Source organism: Microbispora siamensis, from assembly GCF_016863095.1.
Lineage (GTDB): Bacteria > Actinomycetota > Actinomycetes > Streptosporangiales > Streptosporangiaceae > Microbispora > Microbispora siamensis.
The window spans coordinates 1-14,503 of sequence record NZ_BOOF01000071.1; the positions used below are offsets into that span (position 1 = coordinate 1).

At 71.5% G+C, this 14,503-nt stretch carries 12 protein-coding genes; 7 read left to right on the forward strand and 5 right to left on the reverse strand.

Annotated elements, in window-relative coordinates; all coding sequences use genetic code 11:
- Positions 1–767 precede the first annotated feature (767 nt).
- On the forward strand, positions 768–1,553 hold the full coding sequence (locus Msi02_RS40190) for a PRC-barrel domain-containing protein (protein ID WP_204052983.1): 786 nt from the start codon (positions 768–770) through the stop codon (positions 1,551–1,553).
- A gap of 106 nt (positions 1,554–1,659) precedes the next feature.
- Here the strand turns inward: Msi02_RS40190 and Msi02_RS40195 are convergent, their stop codons facing one another.
- The 4 genes from Msi02_RS40195 to Msi02_RS40210 all read right to left on the reverse strand — a co-directional run bounded on the left by Msi02_RS40195 (position 1,660) and on the right by Msi02_RS40210 (position 7,267).
- Positions 1,660–2,160, reverse strand: a complete 501-nt coding sequence (locus tag Msi02_RS40195; RefSeq protein ID WP_239109239.1) for an FxsA family protein — start codon at positions 2,158–2,160, stop codon at positions 1,660–1,662.
- A gap of 77 nt (positions 2,161–2,237) precedes the next feature.
- Positions 2,238–2,981 carry a polyprenol monophosphomannose synthase gene (locus Msi02_RS40200; protein WP_079320938.1) on the reverse strand — a complete coding sequence of 248 codons (744 nt, stop codon included), beginning with the start codon at positions 2,979–2,981 and terminating at the stop codon, positions 2,238–2,240.
- Positions 2,981–4,537: an apolipoprotein N-acyltransferase gene (gene lnt, locus Msi02_RS40205; RefSeq protein WP_239109240.1), complete on the reverse strand. Its 1,557-nt coding sequence runs from the start codon at positions 4,535–4,537 to the stop codon at positions 2,981–2,983. The genes Msi02_RS40200 and lnt overlap by 1 nt, the downstream gene beginning before the upstream one ends.
- 492 nt (positions 4,538–5,029) lie before the next feature.
- Positions 5,030–7,267 (reverse strand): HelD family protein, encoded by a 2,238-nt coding sequence (locus Msi02_RS40210; protein WP_204052984.1) that lies wholly within the window; start codon positions 7,265–7,267, stop codon positions 5,030–5,032.
- A 177-nt stretch (positions 7,268–7,444) separates the two neighbouring features.
- Here Msi02_RS40210 and Msi02_RS40215 point away from each other — a divergent pair, with 177 nt between their 5' ends.
- The 6 genes from Msi02_RS40215 to Msi02_RS40240 are packed head-to-tail and all read left to right on the forward strand — an operon-like array spanning position 7,445 to position 14,061.
- Positions 7,445–8,662, forward strand: a complete 1,218-nt coding sequence (locus Msi02_RS40215) for an ROK family transcriptional regulator (protein WP_204052985.1) — start codon at positions 7,445–7,447, stop codon at positions 8,660–8,662.
- 13 nt (positions 8,663–8,675) lie between these two features.
- Positions 8,676–10,004, forward strand: coding sequence for an ABC transporter substrate-binding protein (locus Msi02_RS40220; protein ID WP_204052986.1), 1,329 nt, complete (start codon positions 8,676–8,678; stop codon positions 10,002–10,004).
- Positions 10,005–10,008: 4 nt separating this feature from the next.
- On the forward strand, positions 10,009–10,950 hold the full coding sequence (locus tag Msi02_RS40225; protein WP_204052987.1) for a carbohydrate ABC transporter permease: 942 nt from the start codon (positions 10,009–10,011) through the stop codon (positions 10,948–10,950).
- Complete coding sequence (locus Msi02_RS40230; protein WP_204052988.1) at positions 10,947–11,771, forward strand: carbohydrate ABC transporter permease; 825 nt, start codon at positions 10,947–10,949, stop codon at positions 11,769–11,771. Before Msi02_RS40225 ends, Msi02_RS40230 begins: the two co-directional genes overlap by 4 nt.
- A complete protein-coding gene (locus Msi02_RS40235; RefSeq protein ID WP_204052989.1) occupies positions 11,768–13,030 on the forward strand; it encodes a 6-phospho-beta-glucosidase in 1,263 nt (420 codons plus the stop codon). The genes Msi02_RS40230 and Msi02_RS40235 overlap by 4 nt, the downstream gene beginning before the upstream one ends.
- On the forward strand, positions 13,027–14,061 hold the full coding sequence (locus Msi02_RS40240; protein ID WP_204052990.1) for an N-acetylglucosamine kinase: 1,035 nt from the start codon (positions 13,027–13,029) through the stop codon (positions 14,059–14,061). Before Msi02_RS40235 ends, Msi02_RS40240 begins: the two co-directional genes overlap by 4 nt.
- Here the strand turns inward: Msi02_RS40240 and Msi02_RS40245 are convergent.
- Positions 14,010–14,480, reverse strand: a complete 471-nt coding sequence (locus Msi02_RS40245; protein WP_079315226.1) for an Lrp/AsnC family transcriptional regulator — start codon at positions 14,478–14,480, stop codon at positions 14,010–14,012. The two genes, Msi02_RS40240 and Msi02_RS40245, sit on opposite strands and share 52 nt — an antisense overlap.
- Positions 14,481–14,503: the final 23 nt, after the last annotated feature.

Genomic DNA, 14,503 nt, shown 5'->3' on the forward strand with positions numbered 1-14,503 from the left:
CTGGTGTCCTGGCTTGCGTGCTCGCGGGCGGCTGAGCCCTCGGACGACCACAACGGGGAACCGGAGGTCAACCGGTCCCACCAGCCGTCAAAGCCATCGGAGCAGCTATCAGAGCTATTCGAACGACGAAGGCGCTCAGGATCGAGATCGAACAGATCCATGGAACCTCCTCGTGAAATTCGAAAGCTTGTATGAATTCTTTCACCCGCTCCTTACCTCCAGCAACCGCGAGAAGCGAATAGTTGGAGCAGCAGGTCAACCCGAAAAGGGGCATAAGGGGTTATTCGGAAGGCGGCGACGGGCGCGCGGGCGTTCCGCGCGGCGGGGCGGCGGGTTCGACGGCTGCCAAGGCGCGATCGAGCAGGCCGCCCGGCCGAGCGTCTGGCGCGATTGCGGGCATCGAGCCGGTCGGGGGTGATGGGGGACCGCTCGTCCCGCAGCGGCAGGCCGAAGGGCCCTGCCACGGCCGGGCCATGCCGGGCCGTGACAGAGCCGCACCGGGCCACGCCGGGCCATGCCGGGCCATGCCGGGCCATGCCGGGCCGTGACAGAGCCGCACCGGGCCACGCCGGGCCACGCCGGGCCACGATGGCGATTTCCGCAGCGGCGGAGGACGCCGCGCTACGGGACTTCACCTGCGGCGATGCCCGCGGTTCCGGAGTAGCCGCTGGACACTTCGGAGGCGAATTCCGAAAAAGGTGGTTTCCGTTCTCCCATCGGCGGTAGCCCAGTAAGGGACCGACCAAGCGAGAGACAAGGAGAAGCACGTGATCACTCACGAGCAGATCCCCATGGTGCTCGACAACCCGGTCCACGACCTCAACGGCGACAAGATCGGCGAGGTCGCGCAGGTCTTCCTCGACGACGCGACGGGACGGCCGAAGTGGCTCTGCGTCAAGACCGGACTTCTCCACACCAAGGAGACCTTCGTCCCGGTGCACGACGCGGACCTGACGGCCGGCCATGTCGAGGTCCCGTACGAAAAGGAGCACGTCAAGAACGCGCCCGACGTGGACCTGGACGCCGACGGGCACCTGTCCGCCGAGCAGGAGCGTGAGCTCTACCGTCACTACCACATGGACTGGGATGCCGCCTGGGAACGGGCGAACCGGCCCGACAGCCTCACCGGCTGGGCCGACAGCACCGGGCGGCGTGAACGTGAACGCCTGGGGATCGGCGTCGACGATCCCGGCGAATACACGGACTACGCCGTGACCCGCGGCGGGGAGCGGTACGGCACCGACGACCCGGCGCTCGGCTCCAGGGACCGGCTGGACGCCGAGATCCCCGGTACGCGCCCGGGTGAGCCGCTGGCGCGGCGGGACCCCGAGACCCGATCCGAGGAACTGTTCGGCAGCGGCGATCCCTCGCTCACGTCGAGCGAGCGGTACGGCACCGAGGACCCTGCGGCCCGGTCACGGGAACGGTTCGGCACCGGCGACCCGATGACGAACGCCGGCGACCGGTTCGTCACCGACCCAGACGCGCGTGATCGGGACATCCGTAGCCGGGACAGCCGAGACATCCCCGACCCGGACGAGCCGCGCCTGTAAACCGGAATCACCCAGAAGAACCGGAAAGAACCTGGAAGCAGCTCGTCACCAGCCCCGTTGCCCCGGTGCGCCTCCGCCGCCGGGGCAACGGCGTGCCCGGCCGCCTTCAGTCGTCGTCGATGACCTCGCCGTGCACAACGCGGCCACGGCCGGCACCGTCGAAGCCCGCACCGTCAGCCCGGCCGAACCCTCCCGTACGGTCGAAGAGCGGCGCGTACGGCGAGCGGGCGGCGAGCGACCGCACGCGGCGGCCGAGGAACCAGGTCAGCCAGCGCCGGGCGATCGGCCGGGTGAACGGCAGGATCATGAAGAATCCGAACACGTCGGTCAGGAAACCGGGGGCGAGCAGGAGAGTGCCGCCGGCGACGATCATCGCTCCGTCGGCGAGTTCCCGGTCGGGCATGCGCCCCGACTCGATGGCCGTGCGCAGCGCCGCCCACGCCCGCCGCCCCTCACGGCGCACGAGCCAGGCGCCGAGGATGCTGTCGGCGATGAGCAGGGCGACCGTCTCCCACCCGCCGATCACGGACCCCACCTGGATCAGAAACCAGATCTCCAGGACGGGAACCAGGAGGAACCCGAGGAACAGCCCGATCCGCAGCACCATGTCTTGCCCCACTCACCCCGGCACTCGTACGTCTGCGTCAACGTCCTCGCGGCCGCCGGGGTTCCTGTGGATCGTGCCTATCGCCTCGGGCGAAACCGATCACCGAACCCGGTGACCCCCCATACGGCGATGCGCCAGAAGGCCTCAAAGATGATCTTCCGGCTCATCTTGCTGCTGCCCACGGTGCGCTCGACGAACGTGATCGGTATCTCGGTCACCCGCAGGCCCTGCCGTACGGTGCGGAGCGTGAGGTCCACCTGGAAGCAGTAGCCCTGCGACTCGACGTCGTCCAGCCCGATCTTCTCCAGGGTGGCCGCACGGTAGGCCCGGAAGCCCGCCGTGGCGTCGCGCACCGGGATGCCGAGCACCAGCCGGACGTAGGTGTTGGCCCCCCGGGACAGCAGCTCGCGCGAGAACGGCCAGTTGACGGTCCTGCCGCCGGGCACCCACCGGGAGCCGATCGACAGGTCGGCGCCGTCGGTCACCGCGTCGAGCAGCTTGTGCAGCTCCTCGGGCTGGTGGGAGCCGTCGGCGTCCATCTCCACCAGCACGTCGTAGCCCTCGGCCAGGCCCCACCGGAATCCGGCGATGTAGGCGGCGCCCAGCCCCTGCTTGCTCGTCCTGTGCAGGACGTGGACGTGGTCGTCCGCCTCGGCCAGCTCGTCGGCGATCCGGCCGGTGCCGTCGGGGCTGTTGTCGTCGGCCACGAGCAGGTGCACGTCGGGCAGCGCCTCACGCAGCCGCCGCGTGATCAACGGGAGGTTCTCCCTCTCGTTGTACGTGGGGACGATCACGAGCACCCGCCCTGGGGTCCGCTCCATCAGGTTCTCCTCCGCCCAGAGATGGCCGCCACCGTCGCTCCGGCTCCCATGAGTACCATGATCCACTCCGGCAGCGCACCTACCTCCGCCGCCACCGTGTTCTTCGTCCTGACGGGGACGTCCAGGACGTTCATCCCCGCCACCAGCTCGCCGGTACGCCATCCGACCCGGCCGTCGGGGCCGACGTACGCGGAGATCCCCGTGGTCGCCGCGGTGACCACCGCACGGTTGAACTCCACCGCGCGCAGCTGCGACATCGCGAGCTGCTGCGGCGGCAGGTTGGTGAGCGCGTAGCTGGCGTTGTTGGTCTGCACCACCAGCGGCGTGCCGCCGGCCAGCACCGTGTCGCGGACCGTGCTGTCGAACGCCACCTCGTAGCACTCCACGGTGCCGATCGTCACCGGCCCCATCCGCAGCGCTCCCGGCTTGTCGCCGGGGACCGACTGCCGGCCGACGAGCTGGGCCCGCGACGACAACGCCAGGAACAGGTCCTTCATCGGGGTGTACTCGCCGAACGGCACGAGCCGCCGCTTGTCGTAGTACGCGCCGGGACCGGTGACCGGGTCCCAGACGACGCCGCGGGTGGCCCGGTTCTCGGTGCCGATCTTGACCACCGCGCCGACGAGAATCGGCACGCCGATGTCCTTGGCGGCGGAGTCGATCACCTGCCGGGCGTACGCGCTGGTGTAGGGATCGATGTCGGTGGAGTTCTCCGGCCACACCACGATGTCGGGCCGCTGGAGTTCGCCTGCGCGCACGGCCTCGGCCATCCGGTGCGTCTCGTCCGCGTGGTTGCGCAGCACGACGGCGGGCTCGTCGCCGAGGAAGTACATCCCCCGCCCAGGGACGTTGCCCTGGATGACACCGATCCGCACTGTCCTGCCCTCGTCGCCGGGCCGGGGCACGACCAGCCCCAGCACCGGTACGGCTATCGCGGCGAGGAGCGTTCCGGCAACCACCCGGTCGGCTCGCCACCTCGGCGGACGCCGTGTGACCAGGGCGGCGAGCAGGGCCCCGGTGAGGGCGACCGTGAAACTTACAAGCGGGGCGCCGCCCAGCGCGGCGAAGCCGGTGTACGGCGACTCGCCCTGGCTGAAGGCCAGCCGCGCCCAGGGGAAACCCCCGACGGGGAACAGGCCACGGGCCCACTCCTGCACGACCCACAGGCAGGCCACCCACAGCGGCCACAGGCGCAGCCGCATGACGAGGACGGCCACACAGGCCAGCCCGGCCCAGAACAGGCTCTCGATGCCCGACAGGGCCAGCCAGGCGTCGTCCCCGATCGGGCGGACCCAGGCCAGGGTCGGCAGGAGGAACGCCAGCCCCCCGGCGTACCCGATCCACACCGCCCGGCGCGGCCCGGTGCCGTACAACGCGAGGGCGAGCACCGCCACCCCGACAGGCGCGCAGAACCACCAGCCGATGGGCGGGAAGGCGAGGTAGAGCACCAGGCCGCCCGCGACGGAGGCGGCGAGGCGGACCAGCACGCCCGGCACTCGCGGCTTCGGCGCCGCGGCGGCGGGCGGTGCCGCGTCCTGCGCCGTCTTCAGTGCCACGGGACAGTCTCTCCTCGCGTGTCGATGGGCCTGACGCCAAAAATCATTCCAGGTCAGAGTCGCAGACGGCGGCGCAGGCCGCCAAACCGGCCTCAGCCACTGTACGGCGGCCGTGAGGGCGGCGAGGAGGAGACGAGGAGGAGTGAGGAAGGGAAGAAGGCCCGGGCGGCCCTTCGGACCGGTTCCGTCCCGTCGGCGGCGGGCGCGGAGCTCCGTTGTCTACTGGGTGCCCGGGCCCCTCCTGGGTCCAACCCCCCGGCCGGATGGGGTGCCCCGCCTCGGCGGGACGCCGCCCTGCGCCTGGTGTGCTGACGGGGTCACGCTCCGTCATCGACGCAGAGGTCGGCGGCGCCATAGAGCGGCCAACCGGTCAGTCCCGTGCTGGACTGCGCAGCAAACTACCGACCTCAGCGCAGATGTCAACCGCGTCCCGATCAGCGGAAATACCACATTTCCGCAGGTAGGAGCGGTGCCCGTTCAGCACCGTTCCAGTCAGCGCCGTTCCAGACCGTTGAGGACCTCGGGCAGTTCCTCCGTGTGAACGACGCCGAGGCGGCTCGTGGCCCTGGTGAGGGCGACGTAGAGGTCGCTCGGGCCGCGCGGCGACTCCCGCAGGATCCCGCCGGGTTCGACCACGATCACCGAGTCGAACTCAAGCCCCTTGGCCTCGGTCACCGACAGCACCGCCACGGGCGCGTCCAGCGCGGCCGGGCCGGGCCCGGTGGCCGCGTCGGGCACGGCGGCCCTGACGATCGCCCCGATCTCCTCGATCATCCCGGCCGGGGCGATGACCACGAGACGGCCCTCGCCGACGACCTCGGCCGCGACCACGGGGCCCGCCTCCGCGAGGGTGGCGACCCGCAGGGCCCACGGCCGCTCGCCCGTCTCCCGCACCGACTCCGGCGCCTTCAGGTCGGAGCCGACCAGTTCGAGCACGCGGGCGGCGACCTCCATCAGCTCGGCGGGGGTGCGGTAGTTGACGCTGAGGTGCTCCTCCCGCCAGCGGCCCGCGACGTACGGATCGAGGACGCGGGCCCAGCTCGCCGCGCCCGCGGCCGACCCGGTCTGCGCGATGTCGCCGACGATCGTCATCGACCGGCCGGGAATGCGCCGCATGACCATCCGCCAGGCCATCTCGGACAACTCCTGGGCCTCGTCCACGATCACGTGGCCGAAGGCCCACGTGCGGTCCCTGGCGGCCCGCTCGGCCGTGGTGAGATAGGTCTCCTCGGCCTGCTGCCGTTCGGCGAAGCGCTCGGCGTCCATGATGTCGGCCAGGCCGGTCAGCTCCAGCACCTCGCGGGCGTAGGCGATGCGCTCCTCGCGCTCCTGCTCGGCCCGGCGCGCCGCCCGCAGCACCCCTTCGTCGATGTCCCCCAGCAGTTCGGCGGCCTCGTCGAGCAGCGGCACGTCGGCCGCGCTCCACCAGTTCTCCCCCTGCTTGGGCGGCTCGCGCAGCAGCAGGTCGCGCTCCGGCGCGCCCAGCCCGGCCGCCGCCATCCGGTCGCGGTCGGTGAACAGGCCGATCAGCAGCTGCTGCGGCGTCAGGTAGGGCCACAGCCGGTTGAGGGCCACCCGCACCGGCTCCTCGGTACGCAGGTCCTCGCGCAGGTCGGCGAAGTCGGCGTCGTCGAGATTGCCGCGGCCCAGGTGCCGGGCGGCCTGCCGGGTGAGCGCGGTCAGCAGGTGCCGGATGAAGACGGCCCTGGCCTGGTTGTGCGGGCGGCGCGAGCGGCCGGCCTTCGACCGGGCCGCCTCCAGCGTCTGCCGGTCGAGCTTCAGCGTGAACTTGTCGAGCTTGATCTCCACGGGCGTGCGCGGCATCCGCTGGCGCTCCCGTACGGCCCGCGTGATCACGTCGGCCATCGCGATCCGGCCCTTGACCGCGGCGGCCTCGGGCGGCTCCTCCCGGGTCGCGGTGACGCCCGGGTACAGCTCGCCCACGGTGGACAGCAGCACGTCGGTCTCACCGAGGGACGGCAGCACCTGCTCGATGTAACGCATGAAGGTCGGGTTGGGCCCGAGGATCAGCACACCCCGGCGTTCCAGCCGCTCACGGTAGGTGTAGAGGAGGTAGGCCGCGCGGTGCAGGGCCACCACGGTCTTGCCGGTGCCGGGGCCGCCCTGGACGACGAGCACGCCGTTCAGGTCGCTTCGGATGATCTTGTCCTGCTCGGCCTGGATGGTGGCCACGATGTCGCGCATGCGGCCGGTGCGCTTCTCGCCGAGCGCGGCCAGCAGCGCCGCCTCGCCGTTGAGCGAGGCCCGGTCGGCGTCGGTGAGGCTGTCGAGGTCGAGCAGGTCGTCGTCGATGGCGGTGACCCTGCGGCCCCGCGTGTGCAGGTGACGCCGCCGGGTGACGCCCATCGGGGCGGCCGGGGTGGCCCGGTAGAACGGCTGCGCCACGGGGGCCCGCCAGTCGATCAGCAACCGGTGCTGGTCGTCGTCCGACAGGCCGATGCGGCCGATGTACAGCCGCTCGCCCTCCGCGTGGTCGAGCCGGCCGAAGCACAGGCCGTTCTCCACCGCCCACAGGCGGGCCAGCCGCTGGGTGTACATGACGGCGAAGTTGTCGCGCTCCGAGCGGTTCTGGTGAGTGCCGAAGGCCCCCTGGGCCAGCACGGCGTCGAGCTGCCCGCGCGTGCGCTCCCGCAGCACGTCGAGGCGCTCGTACAGCGCGGCGACGTACTTCTGCTCCCGGGCCAGCTCGCCCGTCGAAGACTCTGGCATAGGCCGCCAGATTCTACGTGCCGCACCGCCCTTCTCCCGCATCGGGCACGGCGACGATCACCGGTGCGGTCACAGATGGATCTCGGCGCGGATCACGCTCTTGACGGCGATCGAGCCCGTTCGTACGGTCGCAGCCAAAGTTAGGAAACTTTCCTAACCCGCCTCGTGGGAGAACGTATGACCCGGCCCATCGCGGGGACGCCGAGCCTGCTGCGCGCGATCAACGACCGCGCCGCGCTGATGGTCCTGCTCGAACGCGGTCCGCTGACCCGGCCCGAGCTGGGGGCGCTCACCGGCCTGTCCAAGCCGACCGCATCCCAGCTGCTGGCCCGGCTCCAGGAGGCCGGCCTGGTGGTCCTGGACGGCATCCGCGAGGGCCTGCCGGGCCGTACGGCCGAGCTGTACCGGATCAACCCCCGCGCGGCGCACGTGGCGGCGCTGGACGTCACGCCGGCGCGGATCGCCGTGGCCGTCGCCGACGTCACCGGCGCGGTCGTCGCCGAGCACCGGCTGGCCACCCCAGGGCGCACCGGCGGCGACGTGGTGGAGCGGGTCCGGGCCGCCCTCGCGGGGGCGTGCGGCCCGGCCGGGCTCGACCCGACGGAGCTGAGCCGGGTGGTCGTCGGCATCGGCGGCGCCGTCGACCCCTCGACGGGCAGGCTCGGCTACGCCGCCCACATCCCGGGCTGGCACATCCCCGATCTGATCGGGACCCTCCGCGACGGGATCGGCGTGCCGATCGACGTGGAGAACGACGTCAACCTCGTCGCCCAGGCCGAACGGTCCAGGGGCAGCGCCCGGGGCCACCAGGACTACGTGCTGCTGTGGGCCGACGAGGGCATCGGCGCGGCCCTCGTCATCGGCGGCCGCCTCCATCGCGGGGCGACCGGCGGCGCGGGCGAGGTCGGCTACATGCCCGTGGTCGGCGCCCCCACGGCGCGGGACGTCGGCAGGCGGGCCAACCACGGGTTCCAGGCGCTGTCGGGCGGTCCGGCCGTGCTCGCGCTCCTGCGGGCGCACGGCGTGCGCGGCTCCACGGCGAGCGGCGCCGTCCGCACCGCGGTCGCCGTGGCCGGACGCGGCGGCCCGGACGGCGAGAGCGCGCGCGAGGCCCTCCGCGACCTCGCCGGCCGCCTCGCGCTGGGGCTGGCCGCGATCACGGCCGTGGTCGATCCCGAGATCGTCGTGCTGTCCGGCGGCGTGCTGCTGGCCGGCGGCGAGGTCCTGCGGGAGACGGTCGAGCGTGAGCTGCACGCGCTGACCATCCCCCGGCCCCGCGTGCTGCTGTCCACCCTGGAGGGCAACCCGGTCCTCGCCGGGGCCCTCGACCTCGCGCTCGGCGCCGTACGCGAGGAGCTGTTCGGCGCGGTGAACAAATCCCCTTCGACTCACTAGGGAGGCACCCCCCATGAAACGCCTTCTCTTCCTCTCCGCGGCACTTTCCATCGGGGCCGCGCTCACCGCCTGTACGGCCGGCACCGAGAGCGGGCCGCCCAAGGTGGCCCAGAGCGGGGCGAGCCACGACCCGGTCACCATCGAGTTCTGGCACGGCTTCAGCGCCGACAACGAGCTCAAGGCCTTCGACGAGACCCTCGCGGGCTTCCAGAAGAAGTTCCCCTGGATCACGGTCAAGCCGACCAAGGCCATCCAGGACAGCCAGATCCTCCAGTCGGTCCGCGGCGGCAACCCGCCCGACGTGGCCCTGTCGTTCACAACCGACAGCGTCGCCGAGTTCTGCAAGGCCGGGATCTTCCAGGACCTCAACCCGTACCTGAAGGCGAGCGGCATCGACCCGGCGTCGCTGTTCCCGAAGGTGATCGCCGAATACACGCAGTATCAGGGCAAGCGCTGCGTGATGCCCATGCTCGCCGACGCGTACGGCCTCTACTACAACAAGGCGCTCATGAAGGGCCACCAGCCGCCGAAGACGATGAGCGAGCTGGCCGACCTCGCCAAGAAGCTGACGGTCAAGGACGACAAGGGCGACATCAAGGTCGCCGGTTTCGTCCCGACCAGCCAGATGTACGAGAACGCCCCGATCCACACCGGCGTGATGGTCGGCGCGAAGTGGACCAATCCCGACGGCACCTCGGCCATCGGCTCCGACCCGCAGTGGAAGAAGCTGATGACCTGGCAGAAGGACCTCACGGACTGGTACGGCTACGACAAGATCGAGAAGTTCCGCAAGAGCTTCGGCGACGAGTGGTCGGCCGAGAACCCGTTCACCACCGGCAAGGTCGCCATGGCCATCGACGGCGAGTGGCGCACGGCCATGCTCGCCGCCGACGCCCCGGACCTCGACTACGGCACCGCGCCGCTGCCGGTGGCCGACGACCAGGCCCAGCGGTACGGCGCGGGCTTCATCACCGGCACCGTCATCGGCATCCCGCGTGGTGCCAAGCACCCGGAGGCCGCCTGGGAGCTGGTGAAGTACCTCACCACCGACACCGGCTCGCTGGTGACGCTGTCGAACGCGATCAGGAACGTGCCGAGCACGCTGCCCGCGCTCCAGTCACCCGACCTGAAGAAGGACCCGAACTTCCAGACCTTCCTCGACGTCTTCGCCAACCCGAACAGCACGACGCTGCCGGCCCACGTCAACTCCGTCTTCAACCAGCAGACGCTGCAGGAGGCGCAGATCAAGTGGGAGTCGGGCCGCGCGTCCGACCTGGACGCGCTGCTCGCCGAGGTCGACAAGAAGATCGACGAGAAGCTCAGGCTGACGGCGGGCGGCTGAGCCGATGGCAAGAACGGCTCTCAGCCGCCCGAACCCTCTCAGCCGGGGAAATCTCCGCGCCCTGCTCTACCTGTCCCCCTGGCTCGCCGGGTTCGCGATCTTCTTCGTCTACCCGCTGGTGTCCACGGTCTACTTCTCCTTCCAGCGGTACGACCTGTTCACCCTGGAGCCCGTCGGGCTGCTCAACTGGGAGTACTTCTTCAAGGACCAGGCGGCCTGGACGGCGATCCGCAACACGCTGTGGCTCGTCGTGGTGATGGTCCCGCTGCGGGTGCTGTTCGGCCTCGGCGTCGCCCAGCTGGTGACCCGGCTGAAGGCCGGCGCCGGGGTCTACCGCACGATCTTCTACCTGCCGGCCCTGGTGCCGCTGGTGGCCGGGACGCTGGGGTTCGTGTTCCTGCTCAACCCCGGCACCGGTCCGGTGCAGGCGATCCTGTCGGCCGTCGGGCTGCCCGCGCCGGACTGGTTCGGCGACCCGGCGTGGTCGAAGTGGGGGCTGACCCTCCTCGGCCTGTGGTCGGTCGGCGACCTGATGGTCATCTTCATGGCCGCACTGCTCGACGTGCCGAAACAGCTCTACGAGGCCGCCGCGATCGACGGCGCGAACGGCTGGCGGCAGTTCACGTCGATCACACTGCCGGTGATCCGGCCGGTGCTGATGTTCGCCCTCGTCACCGGGGTGATCCAGACGCTGCAGTACTTCACCCAGGCCGAGGTCGCCGCGCGGGTCGCGTCCGGGGCGACCGACTCGGCCGGGTCGGTCTTCACCCCGGGCTACCCCGACCAGTCCACGCTGACGTTCCCGCAGTGGCTGTTCCAGCAGGGTTTCCGCGACTACGCGATGGGCTACGCCTGCGTGCTCGCGCTGATGCTGTTCGCGGTCGCGATGGTGTTCACGCTCATCCTGCTGCGGCAGTTCCGCGGCCTCGGCGAGGAGGACGTATGACGAGGCGTTCGGTGCTGTTGTGGGTCGCCCGGCACGCGCTGGCCATCGCGCTCGCGCTGATGTTCCTCGGCCCGCTGGTGTTCATCGCGCTCACGGCCCTGATGAGCGACCGGCAGGCGCTCACCTCCGACCTGTGGCCGCACACCTGGAACTGGGGCAACTTCACCGAGATCTTCGAGAAGGCGCCGCTGCTGACCTGGATCCGCAACACGCTGCTCTACTCGGTGCTCGCCACCGCGTTCATGCTGGTGTCGTCGATCCCCGTGGCGTACGCGCTGGCGCGGTTCCGCTTTCCCGGCCGCCGGACGGCGATGCTGCTCGTGATCACCATGATGATGCTGCCGCCGCAGGTCGTGGCGGTGCCGATCTACCTGATCTGGGCCCGCTTCCACCTGACCGGCACGCTGTGGCCGCTGATCCTGCCGATGCTGCTCGGCGACGCGTTCTCGATCTTCCTGCTGCGCCAGTTCCTCGTCACGATCCCGCGCGAGTACTCCGACGCGGCCAAGGTCGACGGATGCGGCGAGTTCCGCACGCTCGTGCGGGTGATCCTGCCGATGGCCCGGCCGGCCATCGCCGCCGTCGCCCTCTTCCAGTTCTTCTACTGCTGGAACGACTACTACGGACCCCTGCTGTACGCGGGGACCGACCTGGACAACTGGACGCTGTCGCTGGGGCTGGCGGCGTTCCGGTCGGTGCACCGCGTGCAGTGGAACCTCACGATGGCCGCCACACTGCTGGCCATGGCCCCGGTGATCATCGTGTTCTTCTTCGCCCAGAAGGTCTTCATCGAGGGCGTCAAGCTGACGGGAGTCAAATGAAGCTGGCCGTTGTCGGGGGCGGTTCCACGTACACGCCGGAGCTGATCGACGGTTTCGCCCGCCTGCGCGGCGAACTGCCGCTGTCGGAGATCGCGCTCGTCGACCCCGACGAGCGACGGCTCGCGACCGTCGGCGGGATGGCCCGGCGGATGCTCGCCCGCGCCGGGCATCCGGCCACGCTGACCACCACGACCCGCGTGGAGGACGGCGTGGCCGGGGCCGCGGCGGTGCTGCTGCAGTTGCGCGTCGGCGGCCAGGCCGCCAGGAACGTCGACGAGACCCTGCCGCTGGAGTGCGGCTGCGTCGGGCAGGAGACCACGGGCGCCGGGGGCCTCGCCAAGGCCCTGCGGACCGTGCCCGTGGTGCTCGACATCGCCGGGAAGGTGCGCGCGCACGCGCCCGGCGCGTGGATCGTCGACTTCACCAACCCCGTCGGCATCGTCACCCGGGCGCTGCTCGACGCCGGGCACCGGGCCATCGGGCTGTGCAACGTGGCCATCGGGTTCCAGCGCCGCTTCGCCGCCCTCCTCGGCGTGGCCCCCGAGCGGATCGCCCTCGGCCACGTCGGGCTCAACCACCTCACCTGGGAGCGGTCCGTCCTGCTCGACGGCGTGGACGTGCTGCCCCGCCTGCTGGACGAGCACGGCGAGGGCATCGCCGAGGCCCTCGGCCTGCCGGTCGGCCTGGTCCGCCATCTGCGCGCCGTGCCGTCGTACTACCTGCGGTACTTCTACGAGCACGACCGCGTGGTGGCCGAGCAGCGGACCTCGCCGTCGCGGGCCGCCGAGGTGGCGGCGATGGAGTCGGCGCTGCTGGAGATGTACGCCGACCCGGCCGTGGACACCAAGCCCGACCTGCTGGACAAGCGCGGCGGCGCCTTCTACTCCGAGGCCGCCGTCGCCCTGGTCGCCTCGCTCATGGGCGACCGCGGGGACGTGCAGGTCGTCAACACCCGCAACAACGGCACGCTGCCGTTCCTCGACGACGACGCGGTGATCGAGGTCCCGGCCGCCGTCGGGGCCGCCGGGGCCGTTCCGCTGCCCGTCGATCCCGTGGAGCCGCTCTATCGGGGCCTGATCGCCCACGTGTCGGCGTACGAGTCGCTCGCCCTGGAGGCGGCCCTGCACGGGGGCGAGGACCGCGTCAGGGACGCCCTGCTGGCCCATCCGCTGGTCGGCCAGGCCTCCCTCGCCGACGACCTCGCCGTGCGCCTCGTGGAGGCCAACCGCGCGTTCCTGCCGTGGGCGGTGGCCCGGTGACCCGTACGGTGCTCGCCGTGGACGGCGGCAACAGCAAGACCGACGTCGCCCTCGTCCGCGAGGACGGCACGGTGCTCGCCACCGCGCGCGGGCCCGCGTTCCTGCCGCAGAGCGCCGGGGCCGCCGCCGCCGTCGAGGTGATCGGCCGGACCGTACGGCGTGCCCTCGCCGACGAGACCGCCTCACCGCCGTACGCCGACCACGTCGCGGCGTACGTCGCGGGCGCGGACCTGCCGGTCGAGGAGGAGCGGCTGCGGGCCGAGCTGCTGGCCCGCGGCTACGGCGCCGAGGTCGCCGTGGGCAACGACACCTTCGCCCTGCTGCGGGCCGGGTCGGGCGCGGGATGGGGCGTGGCCGTCGTCTGCGGCGCCGGCATCAACGCGGTGGGCGTCTCCCCCGCCGGGCGGGTCGCCCGCTTCCCCGCGCTCGGCCGTCTCAGCGGCGACTGGGGCGGCGGGCACCACCTGGGCGAGGAGGCGTTCTGGCACGCCGTACGCGCCGAGGACGGCCGCGGTCCCGCGACCGTGCTGACCGACGTCGTGCGCGCCTGCTTCGGCACCGCCACGGTCGAGGAGGCCGTCGTCGCGCTGCACTTCGGCGACCTGCCGGCCGACCGGCTGCACGCCCTCGTGCCACCCCTGCTGGCCGCCGCCGCGGACGGCGACGCGATCGCCGGGTCGCTGGTGGAGCGGCAGGCCGAGGAGATCGCGCTGCTCGGCGTCGTCGCCATGCGGCGGCTCGGCCTGCTCACCGCGCCCTGCGAGGTCGTGCTCGGCGGCGGCGTCCTGACCGCCCGGCACCCCCTGCTGACGTCGCTGGTCGAGCGGCACTACGCCGAACGGGCGCCGCTCGCCCGGCTCGTCGTGGCCGACGTGCCGCCGATCGTGGGCGCCGCCCTGCTCGGCCTCGACCGCCTCGGCGCGCCCCCCGAGGCGTACGCCCGGGTGCGTGCTCACTTCCTCCGGGAGGGGGACGGCGCTCAGCCGGCGGCGTCCTCTTCCGGCTCCTTCTCGATCACCGGGGAGCGGTAGTCGTACGGGGTGCTGAGGACGACGGTGGTGCGCGTGCTGACGTTGGCCGAGGCGCGGATCTGCTGGAGGAGTTCCTCCAGCGCCAGAGGGGAGGCGACGCGGACCTTGAGAATGTAACTTTCATCGCCCGCGACGCTGTGGCACGCCTCGATGGCGGTCAGATGGCTCAGCCGTTCCGGCGCGTCGTCCGGCGCGGAGGGGTCGATCGGCTTGATCGAGACGAACGCGGTCATCGGAAGACCGATCTCGTCGTAGTCCACGAGAGCGGCGTATCCGCGGATGACACCACGCTTTTCCAGCCTGCGTACCCGCTGGTGCACGGCGGAGACCGACAGCCCGGTCTCCTTGGCCAGATCGGTGAAGCTCATCCGGCCGTCAGTCGCCAGCAGGGTGACGATTCGGCGATCGATCTCCTCCACCCCAGCAACGGTAGCGCCGCCCG

Excerpts from the sequence above, each read along its gene's own strand:
- Msi02_RS40195 (WP_239109239.1), bottom strand. The coding sequence starts at position 2,160 with ATGGTGCTGCGGATCGGGCTGTTCCTCGGGTTCCTCCTGGTTCCCGTC.
- Msi02_RS40200 (WP_079320938.1), bottom strand. The coding sequence starts at position 2,981 with ATGGAGCGGACCCCAGGGCGGGTGCTCGTGATCGTCCCCACGTACAAC.
- Msi02_RS40210 (WP_204052984.1), bottom strand. The coding sequence starts at position 7,267 with ATGCCAGAGTCTTCGACGGGCGAGCTGGCCCGGGAGCAGAAGTACGTC.
- Msi02_RS40215 (WP_204052985.1), top strand. The coding sequence starts at position 7,445 with ATGACCCGGCCCATCGCGGGGACGCCGAGCCTGCTGCGCGCGATCAAC.
- Msi02_RS40220 (WP_204052986.1), top strand. The coding sequence starts at position 8,676 with ATGAAACGCCTTCTCTTCCTCTCCGCGGCACTTTCCATCGGGGCCGCG.
- Msi02_RS40225 (WP_204052987.1), top strand. The coding sequence starts at position 10,009 with ATGGCAAGAACGGCTCTCAGCCGCCCGAACCCTCTCAGCCGGGGAAAT.
- Msi02_RS40230 (WP_204052988.1), top strand. The coding sequence starts at position 10,947 with ATGACGAGGCGTTCGGTGCTGTTGTGGGTCGCCCGGCACGCGCTGGCC.
- Msi02_RS40235 (WP_204052989.1), top strand. The coding sequence starts at position 11,768 with ATGAAGCTGGCCGTTGTCGGGGGCGGTTCCACGTACACGCCGGAGCTG.